General features: G+C 48.8%; 19 protein-coding genes. 8 read left to right on the top strand and 11 right to left on the bottom strand.

From position 1 onward, the window contains the following. The first annotated feature begins 162 nt into the window (after positions 1-162). Complete coding sequence (locus BWI93_RS15970) at positions 163-3,078, top strand: PKD domain-containing protein (RefSeq protein ID WP_094813043.1); 2,916 nt, start codon at positions 163-165, stop codon at positions 3,076-3,078. Positions 3,079-3,159: 81 nt separating this feature from the next. Further along, positions 3,160-3,960 carry a family 16 glycosylhydrolase gene (locus BWI93_RS15965; RefSeq protein WP_094813041.1) on the top strand — a complete coding sequence of 267 codons (801 nt, stop codon included), beginning with the start codon at positions 3,160-3,162 and terminating at the stop codon, positions 3,958-3,960. Between the two features lie 216 nt (positions 3,961-4,176). On the opposite strand, the gene BWI93_RS15960 is transcribed toward BWI93_RS15965, so the two are convergent. From BWI93_RS15960 to BWI93_RS15925, 8 genes are all read right to left on the bottom strand, one after another. Beyond that, positions 4,177-4,932, bottom strand: coding sequence for an SDR family NAD(P)-dependent oxidoreductase (locus BWI93_RS15960; RefSeq protein ID WP_094813038.1), 756 nt, complete (start codon positions 4,930-4,932; stop codon positions 4,177-4,179). Between the two features lie 42 nt (positions 4,933-4,974). Further along, positions 4,975-6,180, bottom strand: a complete 1,206-nt coding sequence (gene uxuA, locus BWI93_RS15955; RefSeq protein WP_094813036.1) for a mannonate dehydratase — start codon at positions 6,178-6,180, stop codon at positions 4,975-4,977. A 279-nt stretch (positions 6,181-6,459) separates the two neighbouring features. Next, complete coding sequence (locus tag BWI93_RS15950) at positions 6,460-7,119, bottom strand: pentapeptide repeat-containing protein (protein WP_255157910.1); 660 nt, start codon at positions 7,117-7,119, stop codon at positions 6,460-6,462. Between the two features lie 13 nt (positions 7,120-7,132). Further along, complete coding sequence (locus BWI93_RS15945) at positions 7,133-8,125, bottom strand: ribonucleoside-diphosphate reductase small subunit (protein ID WP_094813034.1); 993 nt, start codon at positions 8,123-8,125, stop codon at positions 7,133-7,135. Between the two features lie 316 nt (positions 8,126-8,441). Beyond that, entirely contained in the window at positions 8,442-9,566 is a 1,125-nt protein-coding gene (gene nagA, locus BWI93_RS15940; protein ID WP_094813032.1) for an N-acetylglucosamine-6-phosphate deacetylase, read from the bottom strand. Positions 9,567-9,626: 60 nt separating this feature from the next. Next, entirely contained in the window at positions 9,627-9,812 is a 186-nt protein-coding gene (locus BWI93_RS15935; RefSeq protein ID WP_094813030.1) for a hypothetical protein, read from the bottom strand. A gap of 272 nt (positions 9,813-10,084) precedes the next feature. Next, positions 10,085-11,836, bottom strand: a complete 1,752-nt coding sequence (locus BWI93_RS15930; RefSeq protein WP_094813028.1) for a discoidin domain-containing protein — start codon at positions 11,834-11,836, stop codon at positions 10,085-10,087. A gap of 61 nt (positions 11,837-11,897) precedes the next feature. Next, entirely contained in the window at positions 11,898-12,581 is a 684-nt protein-coding gene (locus BWI93_RS15925; RefSeq protein ID WP_094813026.1) for a ComF family protein, read from the bottom strand. A 114-nt stretch (positions 12,582-12,695) separates the two neighbouring features. On the opposite strand from BWI93_RS15925, the gene BWI93_RS15920 reads away from it, so the two are divergent. From BWI93_RS15920 to BWI93_RS15910, 3 genes are read left to right on the top strand one after another with little or no spacing between them, the layout of a single operon-like run. Then, positions 12,696-13,043, top strand: coding sequence for a carboxymuconolactone decarboxylase family protein (locus tag BWI93_RS15920; protein ID WP_094813024.1), 348 nt, complete (start codon positions 12,696-12,698; stop codon positions 13,041-13,043). A 44-nt stretch (positions 13,044-13,087) separates the two neighbouring features. Beyond that, positions 13,088-13,435, top strand: a complete 348-nt coding sequence (locus tag BWI93_RS15915) for a hypothetical protein (protein ID WP_094813023.1) — start codon at positions 13,088-13,090, stop codon at positions 13,433-13,435. A 43-nt stretch (positions 13,436-13,478) separates the two neighbouring features. Beyond that, positions 13,479-14,252, top strand: coding sequence for an exodeoxyribonuclease III (locus tag BWI93_RS15910; RefSeq protein ID WP_094813021.1), 774 nt, complete (start codon positions 13,479-13,481; stop codon positions 14,250-14,252). Positions 14,253-14,256: 4 nt separating this feature from the next. Here BWI93_RS15910 and BWI93_RS15905 read toward each other — a convergent pair whose 3' ends face one another. Beyond that, entirely contained in the window at positions 14,257-14,586 is a 330-nt protein-coding gene (locus BWI93_RS15905) for a DUF2085 domain-containing protein (RefSeq protein WP_094813019.1), read from the bottom strand. Positions 14,587-14,703: 117 nt separating this feature from the next. Between BWI93_RS15905 and BWI93_RS15900 the strand changes: the two genes are divergently transcribed. Continuing rightward, positions 14,704-16,245 carry a glycerol-3-phosphate dehydrogenase/oxidase gene (locus tag BWI93_RS15900; RefSeq protein ID WP_094813017.1) on the top strand — a complete coding sequence of 514 codons (1,542 nt, stop codon included), beginning with the start codon at positions 14,704-14,706 and terminating at the stop codon, positions 16,243-16,245. 50 nt (positions 16,246-16,295) lie between these two features. Here BWI93_RS15900 and BWI93_RS15895 read toward each other — a convergent pair whose 3' ends face one another. Next, on the bottom strand, positions 16,296-16,517 hold the full coding sequence (locus BWI93_RS15895; RefSeq protein WP_093200032.1) for a DUF2795 domain-containing protein: 222 nt from the start codon (positions 16,515-16,517) through the stop codon (positions 16,296-16,298). Between the two features lie 181 nt (positions 16,518-16,698). Here BWI93_RS15895 and BWI93_RS15890 point away from each other — a divergent pair, with 181 nt between their 5' ends. Next, positions 16,699-17,469 (top strand): copper homeostasis protein CutC, encoded by a 771-nt coding sequence (locus BWI93_RS15890; RefSeq protein ID WP_255157909.1) that lies wholly within the window; start codon positions 16,699-16,701, stop codon positions 17,467-17,469. 205 nt (positions 17,470-17,674) lie between these two features. Then, the gene (locus BWI93_RS15885) at positions 17,675-18,442 is read left to right on the top strand and encodes a geranylgeranylglyceryl/heptaprenylglyceryl phosphate synthase (protein ID WP_094813015.1); all 768 of its coding nucleotides are present in this window, start codon (positions 17,675-17,677) and stop codon (positions 18,440-18,442) included. Between the two features lie 91 nt (positions 18,443-18,533). Here the strand turns inward: BWI93_RS15885 and BWI93_RS15880 are convergent. Further along, on the bottom strand, positions 18,534-19,251 hold a 718-nt coding region (locus BWI93_RS15880; RefSeq protein WP_369679170.1), incomplete at its 5' end, for a NifU family protein.

The raw sequence follows: 19,251 nt of genomic DNA, 5'->3' as shown, positions 1-19,251 counted from the left end.
TTCGAACCAACCTCTCACCGAGCGTGTCTTCTTCATCGGAGGTTAAGAAACCAACGTCGAAAATTTCAACGTACTCATCTCGTGATTCGTCTCTTGCTACCGCCACCGCAAAGACTTTTCCCGATCTACGTCGTTTAAAACGTAAATAAAGCCACATCGGGTATGATTCGAAAGATATATTTTACGGTGCTTCTATGGATTACCTGCTTTCTGGTCGCCCAGGCTCAGACGGTCAGGCCGTCGATTCGGGTAACCGGTCGCAAGTGCGAGCCCGAACAGGGCTGCGGCGGGGACTCTACTCGCTTTGAAATAACGGGCGTAACGGCTACCAGCTGGCAGTGGACTTTCGAAGATCCCAACACTTCCGATCCGCAGGCGAAGAGCTCAACGAAAGCCAAACCCGCCCACCTGTATTTACAGCCAGGTTCGTACCGGGTTTCCGTAAGTGGTAAACTAGCTTCCGGAGCCGACTACGCAACGGATACAACCATCAAAATCTCTACCCTTCCCCCCGCATTTGAATTTTTTCAGGGCAAAGAAGATACGACCATTTGTAAAGGCAGCGAGTTAGTACTCGATCCTTACGATTCACGATTTTTTCAGGGTACACCCCCGGCCGAAGGGACCGTCAAGTATTTATGGTATCCTACCGGTGATACGACCCGGACAATAACGGTGACTGACAAGGGCTGTTACTCCGTAGAAGTAATGAATGGCGATAGCTGTACGGTAACCGACCGCATTAACGTCAAGATTTGTGGGGAAGCTGACCAGCAGGCTTCCAAATGGTACTTTGGCTCGAACGCCGGGATTAGCTTCGAAGGCGGACAACCGACAGTCATTACGGACGGAAAGATTAATACGCCCGAGGGAAGTTCATCGATTTCGGACCGGAAAGGTAATCTGCTGTTTTATACTGACGGACGAAAAATTTACGATAAGGATGGTAATGTGATGACGTCCCGAAATGCCAGCGATACCACGAGTTTAAGCGGTAGCCCTAATTCGACCCAGGCAGCACTGATTGTGCCGCAGCCGAGTTGTCGAGGTTGCGAGACGATCTACTATGTCTTCACCACCCGGGATGTAAACGATTCAACCCGATGTCTGGAATACACGCGAGTCGATATGCGGGGCAATGGTGGAAAAGGGGTGATTCTGGACAAGAATATACAGACGGGAGATTGTAACGTAAGTGAACGCCTAACCTCCATCGAAAATCCGAAGGATTCCACGTATTGGGTACTCTCCCACGGGGTGGGCAATAGTAAATTCATTTTAAAACGTCTGACCAAGAGCGGTCTGGAAGATGCGGATTCACCTGAAATTGGTATTCCGCATGAATCAAAGTATCAGGGAGAAGGCCAAATCAAATTTGCCAGCTCGGGCGGCAAAATGGGCGTAGTCATTCCAGGGGGTGAAAAGCACCGCAACTACGCTGAAATCTATACTTTCAATGATTCTACGGGAGCGATTACGCCACCGCCGATTACGCTGGACCTTGGTCCTGCTCCACCTTCCGCGTACGGTATTGAATTTTCGCCCGATGGCAAACAGGTCTATATTTCCCTGCGGGGAAATGATAGTACCGAATCCATTCTGTATCAATACGACATCAGCAATACGGATTCAACCATCATCGCTTCGACCCGTATTGAGGTAGCACGTTCCGAAAAAGAATTCGGGGCCCTGCAATATGCCCCCGACGGCAAAATTTACATGGCCATCAAAGGCAGCGAATACCTCGGGGTAATCACGCCGCCCGGGGCCGATTCAACGGAAGTGGAGTTTGAATTGGACGGCTTCAATCTGGGTGGAAAATTAAGTCAGCTGGGTTTACCCAACTTCGTGCAAAGTATCATTGAACCACCTTCGGGGCCGGGTATCAACGTGGCAGATGTCTGCTTTGGCGAACCTATTGAGTTTGGTACCAGTCCCATTTGCGACCCGCTCGAAGATAAATACGAATGGGATTTTGGCGATGGAAAAGGAAAATCGACGCAGCAATCAGGTCAGTATACCTACGCCGCAGCGGGGACTTATACGATTACGCTACGGCAATACAACGCCTGTAAAGACACGACGATGAGTCAGCAGGTAACGGTAAATCCAACGCCCATTGCTAATCTGGGACAGGATTTGAATGTGTGTGCTAAAAGTGTCGTACTGGATTCCAAAAACAATTTCCCCAACAGTCAGTACATCTGGCAACGCAATGGCCGGATTCTAACCGTAGATAGCACTGCTTCCAGCATTCGGGTGGATTCTTCAGGACAGTATGTAGTGATCGTGCTCGTGGGCGATTGTTTTAGCTCCGATACTATTCAGGTAACCCTGGAAACGCCGCCCAACTACAGCCTGGGGCCGGATCAGAAGCTCTGTACCGGAAATACGCTTCAACTGGATGCTCTGCCGGGCGGTACGTCGTACCTGTGGAATACCGGAGCCAATACGCAGCAGATTACAGTTGACCAGGCAGGCAATTATTCGGTAGTGGTCACGATCCCGCGAACGAATGCGATTAGTTGTGAAGTATCGGATACCGTGCGGGTAGACCTGTTACCCTTACCGAATGTGAGCGTGATTCCCAAAACGTCGTTATGTCAGCCCAATAACCAGACCATTACGCTTACCGGTGGACCTAACGACCAGTTCCGCTATCTATGGACGCCGGGTAACGAAACGACGCGGGTGATTTCCGTTAATCGAATCGGAGTTTATACCGTGGAAGTGAGTACGCAGGACGGCTGTAGTGAAGCACATAACATTGAAGTCATCGACCTGTGCGACCCGCAGATTCTGGTACCGGATGCCTTCTCTCCCAATGGCGATGGGCAGAATGATCGCCTGCAAGTCATTACCAATCATATTTCGGATCAGGATTACGAATTCCGGGTCTATGATCGATGGGGCGAGATGATATTCCGCACGACTGATCGGAATGAAACCTGGGACGGAACCTACAAAGGCCGCACCTATCCGCCGCAGAGTTATGCATGGGTAGTGCAATATCGCAGTACCTACTACCCCGAGCGAGGCATCAGTACCCAGCGGGGAGCGGTGCTATTGGCTAAATAAGTTAGAAAGTCTTTTAGAAACGGTCAGCTTTTTCGCTGGCCGTTTTTATTTTTGAGTGGATCATTTACTCCTGCTAAACCGATGAAGCGTATTCTTTCTTTTCTGCTACTGGTTATCATCAGTACCTCTTTTATGCCGTCCCGAAAACTGGTATGGGCTGATGAATTTAATACCGACGGAGCCCCGAACCCTAAAAACTGGACGTTTGAACAGGGCTTTGTTCGGAATGAAGAGTTGCAGTGGTATCAACCCGATAATGCTTATTGCAAAAAAGGATTACTGATTATTGAAGCCCGGAAAGAAAATAAGCCCAATCCGAACTACGAAGAAGGCAGTACCGACTGGCGAAAAAGTCGGAAGACGATTGACTATTCCGCCGCCTGCCTGATTACTAAAGGTCTGCATCAATGGCAGTACGGACGTTTTGAAATGCGGGGAAAAATTAACGTGGAGCCGGGGATGTGGCCTGCGTTCTGGACACTGGGCGTCAAGGGCGAGTGGCCCTCCAACGGCGAAATCGATATTATGGAATACTACCGCAATACGCTGCTGGCGAATGTTGCCTGGGCTACGCCGACGCGGTACAAGGCCAACTGGAATTCAACGAAAGTGCCGCTTAGTGATTTCAAGAAAAACTGGGCCAATCAGTTTCACATCTGGCGAATGGACTGGGATGAGAAAACGATCAAACTGTACGTAGACGATCGCTTGCTACTGACGTCCGATTCGCAGAAAACCGTTAACCCTGACGGTTCTCACCCCTTTGATCAACCGCATTACTTGCTGCTAAATTTAGCTATTGGAGGACAAAACGGCGGCGATCCTTCCCAAACGCCCTTCCCCGCCCGTTTTGAAGTGGATTACGTGCGGGTGTATCAGTAGCATTTCGTAACGGATCCGGACGCAAAGGATCACGTCCGGATTAGAAAATTAAACCCATGCATTACTGGTACAGGTTTCCAAACCTGCACCAGTAATGCATGGGTTTAATTGTATATCCTAACTCCGAAGGAGTTCAACCTACTTAGCCCCGTATGCAATACGGAGAATCGAACCTGTATCTACCATCCCACAGGCATCACAACACCCGCAACCTACTTAGAACCCAATCGAATTTCCCCCATCTACCGGGAGCGATACACCTGTGATGTACGCAGCCGCTTCGGAGGCCAGAAAAACGGCGGCGTAACCAATATCACTGGGCTTACCGAAACGATTCATAGGGGTACGACGTAAAGCCCGGTTCATCCGATCCGGATCGCCACTCATGGCCGTTTTCATCATGGCCGTTTCAATGAAACCGGGAGCAATGGCGTTGATCCGTACGTTATGCGGCGAAAACTCCGAAGCCAGAATTTTAATCAGTCCCGATACGGCCGTCTTGGAAGCTCCATAGGCCGCCACACGGTCAATGCCGTAATACGCGGCCATCGACGTGATCATGATGATGCTACCGCTTTCGCGGGCAATCATTCGGCGGGCACATTCGCGGGTAAGCGAAAAAACGGCATTCAGGTTGGTTTGAATGATTCGCTGAAATTCCTCATCCGTAACCTCCAACGCCGGTTTTTTCATGTTGATACCCGCGTTATTGACCAGAATATCAATCGGACCCACCTGGGCCTCAATGTTCTCTACTAATTGGGGAAGGTTGCTCAAGTCGGTTACATCATTCACGAAGTAATACGCTCCTTCGCCCAGCTCCTGTACGGTCTGGCGGAGTACTTCTTCCCGCCGTCCGGTGATGACTACCGTGGCCCCGGCTTCTTTCAGACAACGCGTAATTTCCAGTCCGATGCCACTGCCGCCGCCCGTAATGAGGGCAATTTTATTGCTTAATGAGAAAACCTGCATACTTCAGAACGAATAGAAATTAGAGGATAAAATAAAAGTCATTTACGCGGGCAGCGACTGGAGAATGGCGTACTCAACGCCGCGTAATTCAGCCAGTCCACGTAATCGGCCAATGGCCGAATAGCCCGGATACGTTCGTTTATTGAGATCATCCAGCATCTGATGGCCGTGATCCGGTCGCATGGGCAGAGCGGTTTCTCCCTGTCCCGTTTTCTGACGCCGCTTTTGTTCCAGCGTTAAGGCCCGAATGACCGCTACCATGTCGACATCACCCGACAAATGATCGGCTTCGTGAAAATTCAAAGGATTATCTTCGCGTTTCGTGGCCCGTAAATGCACGAAATGAATCCGTGAGCCCAGCCGCTGAGCGATTCCCGCCAGGTCATTATCGGGGCGTACGCCCAGCGAACCCGTACAGAAAGTAATGCCATTGGCTACGGAATCGTAGGCCTGGCAAAGCTGTACCAGGTCGTCTTCGGTACTCACTACCCGCGGCAGACCCAGCAGGGGCTTTGGTGGATCATCGGGATGAATACAAAGCCTGATGCCTACTTCTTCAGCAACCGGAGCTACTTCCCGAATGAATTCGTAGAGATTCGCCCGCAGTTCGGGGTCACCAATGTTTTTGTATTCGTCGAGTTTACTTTGAAAAGTCGCCAGTTCGAAGGCTTCTTCAGAACCGGGTAAACCGAGCAAAACCGTATTGGTCAATCGGGTGCGTTCTTCGACCGACAAACGCTGGAATCGTTCGTAAGCACGTTGCCGGACGTCAGGCTCGTAGTGATTTTCGGCTCCCGGTCGTTGAAGAATATACAGATCGAACAAGGCAAAATCTTCCCATACAAAGCGTAAAGCTCGCGAGCCGTCGGGCATCTGGTAATCAACATCCGTTCGAGACCAGTCAAGTACGGGCATGAAGTTGTAACAAACGGTCGAAATCCCACAAGTAGCCAGGTTTCGCAACGAAGTCTTGTAGTTTTCAAGATACGCATGACGGGAAGGTAAGCCTTTCTTGATGTCTTCGTGTACGGGCAAACTTTCGACAACGGCCCAATGCAGCGGGGTATATCGGTCATTATCCGCTTCAATGCGTTGTTTCCGTTCCAGAATCGCCTCCACCGGCCAGACTTCACCTACCGGAATCTGATGCAGAGCGGTGACAATGCCCGTGCAACCCGCCTGCCGGATGTCCATGAGCGAAACGGGATCCTGCGGCCCGAACCACCGCATGGTTTGTATGAAAGCCATAACTTAGTTTCTGTTTATAGCAAAGACCGGTTTTTTCAGTCCTCACCTTACTCATATGATAGAACGAGCCAAGGAAGGTCAACTACAGAACAACCCGAACCGTATACAGCATTAGTCCCCCAGCCGGTAAATTTCTGATAAACAAAAAGGAAATAAGCCAAATTCAAACGGCAAAATCAGGTATTGCAAAAGAAATAAACTAGCTATATAACAAGTGTTATATATACTAAAAGTATTGATGTTCGGATCGCTAGTAATTTGAGATTTAGCGTAAGAATTTTACTCAATCTTTAAGTCATATTTACGCAGCAATCCGGCTAAACTTTCGGATGAAAATCTAGCTTTTTTAACCACGTTCTGTTCGGGATCAATCGTGAAGTTATACGCCGTTACAAAATTGACCTGATCGAGTTTAGTTTGTGAAAAAATAGCATTCTCCAGATCGCAATCCTGAAAATGACTACCGGTTAGTACACTCCCCGAAAAATCAACACCTTTTAAAGAACATCTGCTGAATAACGTCTTGATTATCTTTTTGTTACTGAACAAAGCGAAGTCTAGTTTACACGCTTGAAAGCTTACATTAAACATACTACTTTCGCAGGCACTAAAGTTTATACCAATCAGCTTACAATCCCGAAACGTAACCCCATTTAATACCGAACGATTCAGCGGTACTAAGGCCATATTACAACCTGTAAAGGTACAATCCGTAAAGCGATTACCCGAAAAATTACTTTCCGCGAAATCACATTGCTGAAAAACACAATTTTCAAATTCTTTATTGCGTATCTCCTGCCCCGAAAAGCTGCGTTTTTCAAAAATTTCGTCCTGATAAAAATCTAAGTCCATTTCAAAAAAAATTTCTTGAAGCGAAGCTTCAAAGGTCAGACATAAAAAACCCGCAACGCTGGGCTGCGGGTCTTTATATACAATCAAACAGGATATACGCTTAGAAATCTTCGTCCAGAGCGAATTTGTTCGCATCTTTTTCCTGCTGGTTGGCCATGACGCCAGCCTTCTGGTACTCACCTACGCGTTTTTCGAAGAAGTTGGTTTTTCCCTGCAGTGAAATCATTTCCATGAAATCAAAGGGATTCGTTGCGTTAAACTGCTTCTCAAGTCCTAAGGCTAACAGCAAACGATCCGCTACGAACTCAATGTATTGATTCATCAAGACTGCGTTCATACCGATCAGCGATACGGGCAGAGCGTCGGTTACGAACTCTTTTTCAATCGCTACGGCGTCCAGAATGATGTCGTAAACGCGTTCTTTCGGCAGCTTGTTAATAATGTGATTCGTGTAAAGCATACAGGCGAAATCACAATGTAATCCCTCATCCCGGGAAATCAGCTCGTTGGAGAACGAAAGACCCGGCATCAAGCCCCGTTTCTTCAACCAGAAAATGGAACAGAACGAACCCGAGAAGAAAATCCCTTCTACGGCCGCAAAGGCAATCAGACGTTCCGTAAAATTGTCACTGTTGATCCACTTGAGTGCCCATTCCGCTTTTTTCTGCACGCATTCAATCGTATCGATCGCCCGCAGCATCTTATCTTTTTCAGTGGGGTTCTTGATGTAGGTATCAATCAGTAACGAATAGGTTTCTGAGTGGATGTTTTCCATCATGACCTGAAAACCGTAGAAGCACTTGGCTTCTGCGTATTGCACTTCGCTAAGGAAGTTAACGGCCAGGTTTTCGTTGACAATCCCGTCGGAAGCCGCGAAGAAGGCCAGCACGTGTGAGATGAAGTGACGTTCACCGTCGTTCAGGTTTTCCCAGTCCTTCAGGTCCTGGCCCAGGTCAATTTCCTCGGCTGTCCAGAAAGAGGCTTCGTGCTTTTTGTACATCTCCCAGATGTCATGATGTTTGATGGGAAACAGTACAAATCGCATGGGATCTTCTACCAGTAGCGGTTCATTACCAATATGCTCCTGAGCCATAGCAGTTCAATTAAATGTTTAAGAAGTTTTTATCAGACGTATTACATTATGGCGGCAAGTAAAACGCTGATAATCAGAGTTGGACTGTAGCCATTAAAAACGGCCTGAATGAGGCCGTCAGGGTTCAGCACCGGTGCTGAACTGTCAACAAAATTAGGGCTTTCAGCGGGGGATACAAGGTTTTTTTTTAAGAAGAAAAATGCATTTTCGGGAACCTTTTCGCAAGGCCCAAAGGGTGTGGGAATTACTATTGCCGTTTCTTTCCATAAACGTAAAAATATCTTTTTCGTGCGTGTCCGTTCAGCCAGGGATAAGGCTATACGAAGGACCGGTATGCTCCTTGGGTGTATACGCCCTGCAAAACAAAATGCGGATCAAACAAGACAAAACTGGCCTCGTACCCGGCCGCAATACGCCCCAACTGATGATCCTTCCCAATAATCTGGGCGGGATACAGCGAGGCCATCCGTAAGGCTTCCTCCAGCGGAATACCCACGTGTTCAACGGCGTTGGCAACGGCCTGCATCAGGGTAAGGGATGAGCCTGAAAGGGTGCCGCTTTCATCCTCAAATCGTTGCGTAACCGGGTTGAAACTAAACTTGTACTCACCCCGTGTATCTTCCGTAACCGCGTCCGTAATGAAAAACAGCCGATCGCCCATGAGCTTATGAGCAATGCGTACGCTGGCAAAATCGACGTGAATACCGTCGACAATGATACTAGCCCGTACGGATGAATCGAAAGCCGCTCCGAGTAGACCGGGTTCGCGACTGTTGAAGGGCGACATCGCATTGAACAGGTGCGTTACAAGTCCTATCCCCTGTTGAAAAGCCTGCATTGCCTGTGGATACGTAGCATTGGAATGCCCTGCGGAAAGTATGATTGGACTTTGCAAGAGCCAGTCCAGTACTTCCGGGTCTGCTTCTTCGGGAGCCAGCGTCAGAAAGAGAGGTAGATCACCCGCCGCTTCGACGAGTTGTTCGAGTTCAGCAATGGTCGCTTTCCGGATGTAGGAAAGTAAATGGGCCCCGCGTTTGACTGGATTGAAGTAAGGGCCTTCGAGATGAAGCCCTATCAAGCCCTGACCACCCTGTTGCCGATACGTACGACAGGCGGCAATGGCGGCCAGCATGCCCGTTAAAGGGCCGGTATGGTAAGTAATCTGGAAATGAGTGGTTCCGCCAGCCAGATGTTCTTCATAGTTCTTTTGAATGGCTTCAGGCGTAGGTTCGGTTGTGAATAAAGTGCCTTGCCCGCCGTACACCTGAAGTTCGACAAAACCCGGAGCGAGTACAGCCTGCTGACCGTCGATTACGGTAGCCGTTTCAGGAATGGAATCGCTTAAACCAAGAATGGTCTGGTCTTCGACCAGCAGATGTTGATGCTCAATAAAGGCAGAGCCCGTGAAGATACGGACGTTTGTAAAGGCAAAGAGGCTCATAACCACCGTGTAGTTGAGCCTCAAAGAACGTATGTAAAAAGGATTTTTTAATCCAGAAAATTAGAAAATAATGTAAATCAGGTAGGTCATCAGGGCCAGCCACAAGAAAGTAACCAGCGGTACACCAACGATCCAAACAACAACATTAAGCCAATTGTACGGGCGAGGCTTTTTTCTTGCTTTTTTCATTGGAATACTAACCGATTGATTGTTTTTAAGGTCGATGTAGGTAGGTGCCGTTACCATGGCAGAGCAAAGTTAAAACGTGAGAAAACCAGCTTCGTAGATCAATGTTACAGCGTTTTTCAGGTACCGAAAATTGCTTTCGATGAATCACCATTTTTCCACGGAAAACGTAAGAAAACGCCTTCCAATGGAAAAGCTACGTGAAACGTCGAACCCCAAATGAAGATACCAATGTGATGAACGAGGCGAAGATCGTCCCGTTGAAGGCCCTGAATGCTACAACTGAGTGGCGGCCAGTAAATAGAAGGAAAGCCTCTGCAAGATATAAAATTCTACTTAATTAAAACTACTGAACTTAAGGAAGATACTCCAGTTTCATTAAAAGCCTCAATGGCAAAACTATACGATACGCCCACGTTTAAAGCTCGTAGTTCCAGGGCATTCGGTTGGTCATGCCAGATCTGGTACGTTTGGTATAATTTGTCTGGTGTAATGCCCCAGCGAATGTTGTATCCCACGGCTCCGGGTACTTTTTCCCAGCGGATATCGGCATTTCGCTCATCTTTTTGCCGTACAACCCGCAAGTTTCCCGGAGTAGCCGGTTGTTTTCCGCTTCCTTTTCCAAACACCCGCATATCGCTAATGGCCAGATTGGGGCCAGCCGTATAGCCGTGTTCGTACCGAATGTGCCGTGTGCGAATGGCCTGGGGCAATTCAACGTACGCACAAGCCCGATCCCGTTTCTTTTCTTTTGCTAAATCCGTGAGCAACTGCCAGTTCTTTCCGTCGAGTGAATGGAGCAATTTAAACTGCGTATAAACGGTCGAATCGCTGTTATAGACGTTATTTTTATAGTCAGTATAATTGATCTGTACCGCCTGTACTTCCGAGGGTTGCTGTAAGTCAATCGTTAGCCACTCACCGGCCCGGTTCTGGCGAGCCACCCAGTAGGTACGCGGGTTTTCATCCGTAACGTATTCGGCTCGTAGCGTATCCTTTACCGAAGAGGCTGTTACGGGTTTGCGGTACGAAAGCAGCATCCAGCCCGTAAATAGCTCGTCTTTACGCTGCCATTTCCTGGTAGGCAAATAGTGAGGGAAATCGCCGAAACGTGTATTGGCGTACATCTGGTCGTCGGCATCAAAGCCCGCCGGAAACATAGCCAGCCGGCGTTCCATGGGCCAGTTTACGCCAATCCAGGGTGTTCCGGTATTCCAGTAATTGCCGTAGTTATCCTGAAACGTATTTCCGTGACCCGCTCCGTTCATGAAACCGCCGGGCTTGTACGAAATCGGATTGTAGGGAGCGTACTCCCAGGGGCCTAGCGGATCGTTGCCCACGTAAGTACCGGTAGCATATACGTTGTACTCGGTGCCGGGTGCTCCGTACTGTAAATAATACTTTTTATTATACTTGGTCATCCAGGCTCCTTCCACAAAAGGCTTCATTAGATCGGCGTGATTCGGACCGAAACGTTCCCAGCCGTGCTTCCAGGGATCAAGCCAGAACATGGATTGGTAGGGACCTGCGTAAGTCAACCGCCGCTTGGGATCGAGTTCGGCTCCGAAAATGGGATACACATTCGACGAACCCCAGTACATGAACCACTTGTCGGTATCTTCATCGTGAAAAAGGGCCGGGTCCCAGGGACCAATGTCTTTGGGTAAACGCGGTAACCAGCGGTTATAGAATTGGAGTTTCCCTTTTTCGGGGGCTACGGAATACAGAATAGGCCGTTGTTCAAACGTAGACTGAAAGAGAAAAAGCGTATCCCGGACCGACAGGGCCGCCGGAGCACACATATCCTCAAAAGGCCACTTGTCGGGCGTTACAAAGTCCCAGTGTGACAAATCTTTGGAATGCCAGTATCCGCCCGAAATGGTTACGAACAGATAGTACTCACCTTTATGATTGACAATCACCGGGTCGGCTCCCGAGCGGTACGAAATCTGTTCGTTGAGCTGTTCGAAATTGTAGCGATAACCAATGTCCATCGGATTACAGTACGTACGCTGGGCATCACTTGAAAAGCTGCTGAACAGTAGGAACGTTGTAGCGAGCAAAATGGCTAGGAAGCGAAGCATAGGTATTGGTATTCAAAGGATTTAGCTTTTAAAATTACGAATTTTTTAGATTGAATCCGTTTCAAAGAGCAGTCGCCAGCGTCCAGATGTGTACTTCCCGGCAACCCTTTTCAAGCAGAACCTGAGCACAGGCTTCCAGCGTAGATCCCGTCGTCACGACATCATCAATCAGGGCGATTCGCTGATTTTGTATGAATTCAGGCTGCGTGACGGTAAAGACATTGGCCACGTTCTGAACGCGTTCCCAGCGGGTTTTTCGGGTTTGGCTGGCCGTAGCCGTTTCTTTCTTCAACAGTTGATTCGACCAGGGAATTTCCAGTACCTGGGAAAGTCCTTCGGCAATGCTGTCGCTCTGGTTGTAGCCCCGTTGTCGCTGGCGACTTTCGTGCAGTGGAACAGGCAGTAACAAGTCCGCAGTCAGGCCCGCTGCTTTCAATTCCACACCGAACAGACGTCCCAGCAAGGCCCCAACTTCGGGTTCGTTGTTGTACTTGAGCTGGTGTAATAGATGCTGGACTTTCCCTCCCTTGCGAAACTTGAGGTAGGCATGAGCACTAGCCACGGGGATTCTTCCGGCGAACTTGTCAGCTACGACCGAATCGCCCGTTTGCCAGCTACGGGTAACGGGCAAATCAAAGCGGCAGGTGGTACAGAGCAGGTCTTCACCTTCGGCCAGCGTTTGCTGGCAACCCAGACAAATGCGTGGAAATAACAGCGTCCAGAACGCCTGCCAGTAGCTTTTCATAATTGGGGTGAGTTTTTCGGCTAACTTCGCCGGGAAAATCAGGAGAAGCCGTACCGTTCAGTAAATGAAACGGGTAACCTTCTGACCATCACGCTTCACAATCAATCAACAGACATGGCATTAGTTGAACAATTCGACGAATACCGCAGCCGGATGAACGAACGCATTTTGGGCTCGGACAATCTGATTATCAAACGCTTATTCAACCTCGATACGAATACTTACGCCGAAGGAGCTTTAAACAGTAAGACCAAAGAACTGATTGGCCTGGCCTGCTCGATGGTACTGCGTTGCGATGATTGCGTAAAGTACCACCTGGGCAAGTGTCACGAACTAGGAGTTACCGAGGCCGAAATGCAGGAAGTATTCTCCATCGCTACAATCATTGGTGGTACGATCGTCATTCCGCACCTGCGGCGAGCCGTTGAATATTGGGACGAATTGCAGAAAGGTACCGAGTAACGTTTTTCCGAACGTTTCGAGCCGTTTTTACTGTTAGCAAGGGTATGAAACAAGAATTAGAAGATCAGGATTGGGAACAGTTGCTGGATCAGCTGGAAGGCATGATCGGCAAGCGTCCGGCGGATTTGAATGGCGTCCTGTTTTTGATTGGCGTACAGGAACTGGGCAAAGGCCATCAGTTCTTTACGAAAGAACAAAAACAGGATTTGATGCACATCGCGGTTTGTAAGGTATTGAGCTACAGTGGCTATTACGAACTCGAAGGGCTGGATGCGGATGGCTGGCCGCACTGGAAGCTGGTACAACCCCTGCCCTTTGTCGACTTGCTTAATCAGGAAACCCTGCTCAAACAGCACGTACTGGAATACTTCGAACGCGAAGGCATTATATAGCTACGGAAGAGAGAAATCTCTTCCGTTTTCCATTTTTCCCCCTATGAAATTACTTACGTACAACGTCAACGGCATTCGTTCAGCCCTGACGAAAGGTTTTGCGGAATGGCTACAGAGTACTAACGCCGATGTGGTAGCTCTGCAGGAAGTAAAATCGGAGATTCATCAGTTTGACCGCACCATCTTCGAAGACCTGGGTTATCAGCTGTACTGGTATCCGGCGGTGAAAAAAGGGTACTCCGGCGTTGCCATTCTATCCAAGCACACGCCCAAACACGTGGCATACGGTTGTGGAAACGCGATCTATGACGACGAAGGCCGCATCCTGCGGGCGGATTTTGATGATTTCTCGTTTATGAGTCTGTACCTGCCTTCGGGATCAAGTGGAGACATGCGGCAGGCGTTCAAAATGGAGTTCTTGTCTGATTTTCAGGATTACATTGATGACCTGAAAAAGGTGGTACCTAACCTGATTATTTCGGGGGATTACAACATTTGCCACCAGCCGATTGATATTCATAACCCGAAGTCCAACGCCAATTCGTCCGGCTTTCTGCCCGAAGAGCGGGCTTGGATGGGTCGTTTTCTGGAAAGTGGATTCATTGATACCTTCCGGCACTTTCATCCCGAGCCGCATCAGTATACCTGGTGGAGCTTTCGGGCCGGAGCCCGTAGCAAAAATCTGGGCTGGCGGATTGACTACCAACTGGCTACGGAATCGTTACGCGAACGATTGAAAGACGCAGCCATCTGGTCAGACATTAAACACTCCGACCATTGTCCCGTCATGCTGGAGTTAACGACGAATCACGCGTAGCCAGCTAGTACCCATCCACAACGGTTAAGGCCAGGGCCGCCGTATACGCAAAGCCAATGGTGAGCAGTACGATGCCCGTACCCGCCAGCATGCCCGTAATCAGTCGGAGCGGATTAGTACTCTCTCGCCACTGCCAGTATTGCGTGAAGCTATCGATGAGCAGGGGAATGATCAGTACTACCGACCAGAAGGAAGCGAGCGGTCCCAGCCAGAGGCTCAAGAGGAGGCCTATTCCGTAACCCACATATAATCCTGTACAACGGGCACATACGGGAAAAGGACGACCTTTCCAGAAAAAGGAACGATCAGGGCGACGATGGCAGGCGAACCACATAGGATGTACAAGACTTTTTAGAATCAAACGTTAAGCAATTAAAAAATCTTTGATGTAGAATCGGTTTACTGCGGAAAAACTTCTATATCGCCAATGGTTCCTTTGCTCTAGCCCGTTATGAATCGTACCGCATTTTTCAATCAGTTAACTACGCAAACCTTTGATGTTTGTATCATTGGCGGAGGAGCCACCGGAGCGGGCTGTGCTCTTGACGCTGCTTTACGGGGCCTCAGCGTGTGTCTGATTGAAAAAGAAGATTTCGCGGCTCAAACGTCTTCCAAATCTACAAAGCTGATTCACGGCGGCGTTCGGTATCTCGAACAGGCCGTCAAGCAATTGAGTCCGGATCAGTTTCGAATGGTTCGTAAAGCCCTGCACGAGCGGCGTACCCTCCTGCAGAATGCTCCACACCTGACCCGATCTCTGCCGTTACTAACGCCCTGCCGAAGCTGGCTGGAAGGCATGTATTACAGCATCGGGCTGAAAATATACGATTGGATGGCGGGCTCGCGAAATATTCAGCCGAGCCGCTGGTTATCCAAAACACAGGTACTCGAACACGTGCCCCAACTTCAAACCGAACGTTTACACAGTGCCGTCTTGTACTACGATGGTCAGCTGGACGATGCCCGTTTTGCACTGGCTCTCATCAAATCGGCGGCAAAAGAAGGAGCGGTCGTACTTAACCATACGGAAGCTCTGGCCTTTGGCTATTCAAAATCCGGTAAAGTGCGGAAGCTGGAAGTCAAGGATACCCTTAATGGCCATACCTACGACATTCAGGCGAAGGTATTCGTGAATGCAACGGGCCCTTTTTCGGATCAGATCCGTACCATGGCCAATGCGAAGTCACGACCGCGTATCCGCGTGAGTCGGGGTTCCCATATTGTACTGGAAAAAAGCCATCTGCCGGGGAATACGGCTATTCTGGTACCTAAAACCGACGATGGGCGGGTACTATTTCTCATTCCCTGGAAGGATCAGGTTTTGGTAGGTACTACCGATCTGGAAGATGAACTGAGCGATACACCACGTCCAACACTGGCGGAGGAGAAATACCTGATGAGTTACGTGAATCGGTATCTGAAGACACCCATTACGGAAGCGGATATTCGGGCGGGATTCACGGGACAACGCCCCTTGATTGAAGCCATTTTTGCCAAGGATACGAAATCGCTGGTACGCGATCATGAGGTAGAGGTAGATGATAAAACCAAGCTCATCAGTATTTTGGGCGGCAAATGGACGACCTATCGCCTTATGGCCAGCGATACAATCGACGCGGTTTGTGAGCAATTGAAGGTGAAGAAGGAGTGTTCCACCGAACAGTACCGGCTGGCGGGTGGTGAAGCCTATACACCCGATTTATTTCTGAAACTCCAGCAAACGTATGGTTTAACGGAAGAAGTGTCCCGGCATCTGGCCCGTACCTACGGAACGGAAGCAATGGATGTACTGGCCTTAACGCAGGAAAATCCGGATTGGAAACAACCGCTGGCGGCTCCGCACCCGTTTATTCAGGCCGAGGTAATCTTCGCCCGCAGACAGGAAATGGCCTGTACGCCCGAAGACCTGTTGTACCGTCGCCTGGGCCTTGGTTTAATCGATGCGGAAGCTACCCAACGCGTGTACCCATTGGTCGAGCGGTTATTGCAATAAAAAAGGCCCGAATCAATCGGGCCTAGTAATACCTATGGTTCAACAAAGCATCAATATTCGTCTTCGTTGAAGAAGAAATCATCTTTTGTCGGATAATCCGGCCAGATTTCTTCAATGCTTTCGTAAGGTTGACCGTCGTCTTCGAGTTCTTGAAGGTTCTCAACTACTTCCAGCGGAGCACCCGTCCGAATGGCATAGTCAATAAGCTCGTCTTTCGTTGCAGGCCACGGAGCATCCTCCAGATAGGAAGCAAGTTCAAGGGTCCAGTACATGCGTTTTCCCTCCTATGGAATAATGGGTTCAGAAAAATGACTGCAAAAGTAAGTCTTTTTTGCATTGCTTGGAGACTTACCGCTATTTTTCGCTTGAATAAAATAAAAAACGTTCCAAAAAAGATCGTTCTTTCGAAAAAAAATATAACTGATTTTAATTTTTACCCGTAATAATCTGACTATGAGTGTATTGGAAGGTGGAATGGAACGTGTTTTGAGAAAGGTTGAAGTTTGTTCGTATTCACTGGAATCATGTTTGGCGGCTGAAAAAGCCGGAGCTGACCGAATTGAGTTATGTGCTTCCCCTTTTGAGGGCGGAACGACCCCATCTTTGGGCGTAGTACAGGCTTCTTTGAAGCATGTTTCCTTACCGATTAACGTCATGGTACGGCCTCGAGGAGGTGATTTTTGCTACGATGATCTTGAGTTTGAGGTAATGAAAGCCGAAATTGAAACATTCAAAGCAGCGGGCGTACAGGGTATCGTGCTGGGTATTTTGTTACCTGATGGACGCGTAGACGTCGAGCGTACCCGTGAACTCGTACAAGTGGCTGCCCCCCTGCCCGTTACGTTTCACCGGGCCATCGATTTTGCCCAGGACCTTGCTGAGGCGGTTGAAGACGTCATTGCGACGGGTTGTCGGATTATTCTTACCTCGGGCGGAGCCGATAAAGCTCCGGACGGTACAGCAGAATTAAAGCGAATGGTACAGCAGGCTGCTCGTCGGATCGAGATCATGGCGGGTAGTGGAGTCAATGCGGCAAATGCCGATGCCTTACTGGAAACGGGCGTACACGCGTTGCACCTGACGGGCAAAGTGAGCCGGGATAGCCGAATGGAGTACCGAAAAGAAGGGATTGCTTTGGGAGGCGTAGCCGCCGTACCGGAATACGACATTGCCTATACGGATTGGGCACGCGTAGCTCAAGTCGTCGAACGGGTGAAAAAATAGGTTACTTCGGTCTGTATTTTGTTGGAACGAAAGGCCGGATACTAGCATTTTCAAACCTAAAACCCTTTTTCCACTCAAAGTTTGTACTTTTGGCATAGGATCAACAAACACTACTGCCATGTTTGTGGTTCGTACCAATGGAATGTGCAAGGGGAATAGCCGGCTATCTTAAGGGCCGTTTCTGCTTTAACCGAATAAAATTCTCATGATAAAACCGATTCTTAATCAGTTCATTACGTATCGGGAACAAGGTCGAAAGGCATTTGCGGTTTTGATTGATCCGGACGATGTACGTTTGGATGAATTTCCTTTATTATTACAGCGGGCTCAACAGGAGCAAGTGGATTTTTTCTTTCTCGGAGGTAGTCTGATCACTCAATTTCAGATGGGTGACATCATTGCTCTCATTCGAGAATACACAACGATTCCGGTCGTATTGTTTTTAGGAAGCAATATGCACGTGCATCCGGCTGCGGATGCAGTTCTGTTTTTATCTCTGATTTCGGGTAGAAACCCAGAATATCTGATTGGACAACAGGTAGTCGCGGCTCCAATGCTGAAAAAATCAGGTCTGGAAATTCTACCGACCGGCTATTTACTGATCGATGCGGGGCAGCAAACCACGGCTTCGTACATGTCGCACACCACCCCTATTCCCAACAATAAACCAGCCGTAGCGGCGTGTACGGCGATGGCAGGAGAAATGCTGGGCTTGCGACTGACGTATCTGGATGCGGGTAGTGGAGCACTGAAAAGTATCACGCCCGAAATGATTGCCGCCGTACGCCAGAGCGTAGATACGCCGATTATTGTAGGCGGCGGTATTGATTCAACGCAAAAAGCAAAAATGGCTTTACAGGCCGGAGCCGATGTGATTGTGGTGGGGAATGGAATCGAAAAGAATCCGGATTTATTACCTGAAATCGCGGCTACGGTACGAAAATGCAATGAAGCCCTCGCCATCAATTGGTAAGCGGTGTAATCAATAAAAAGCCCGAATGCTTTACAGCGTTCGGGCTTTTGCTTTCTTGGGGAAAAGGAAAGTCTGAAAAGACTGATTGATATTATACGCCTTCGGCTTCAACCAGTTTTACTTCAGGAACCATGCGGGTCAGCAGATTTTCAATGCCTGCTTTCAGCGTCATGGTAGAAGAAGGACATCCGCTACAGGAGCCCTGTAATAAAAGCTTAACGATACCGGTATCTTCCTGAAACGAAGAGAACGTAATGGCTCCACCGTCCATTTCTACGGCAGGCTTCACGTATTGATCGAGTACCGCTTTAATCTTGATAATCGTATCACTGTCCTGCTCAGCATTGATGGCTTCGTGCTGCGTCTCGGCAGCAGCCTTCGTCAGCACCGGTTTACCACTATCCATGTACCGTTTAATCAATTGTTTGGTATCGAACAGTACTTCTTCCCATTCCGTTTCGTCGTGCTTGGTGACGGTAACAAAATTGTAGGAAATGAACACGCGTTGTACCCAGTCATATCCGAACAGCTCAACGGCCAATGGAGAATTTTTCTCCGGTGAAATAGCCTCAGAAGGAGAAGCAAAATCAAATGAAACACCTTCGGGTACCAATTCGAAGTTGATAACAAACTTCATTGAATTTGGGTTCGGAGTGGTTTCCGTATAAATAAGTACCTGCGGTCGGAGCATAATGCTGGGAGTTTCTAATGTATAGGTGTTAGGGTAACGCAAAAGCGGGCATTTGAGTTTCCGGAGTGTGCGGTTTTGGGTTTTGGGTTTTCCGTTTTCCGTTTTCCGTTTTCCGTTT

Origin of the sequence: Siphonobacter sp. BAB-5385 (genome assembly GCF_002261125.1) — a bacterium.
Lineage (GTDB): Bacteria > Bacteroidota > Bacteroidia > Cytophagales > Spirosomataceae > Siphonobacter.
This window is presented reverse-complemented; position numbering and strand designations above follow the sequence as displayed.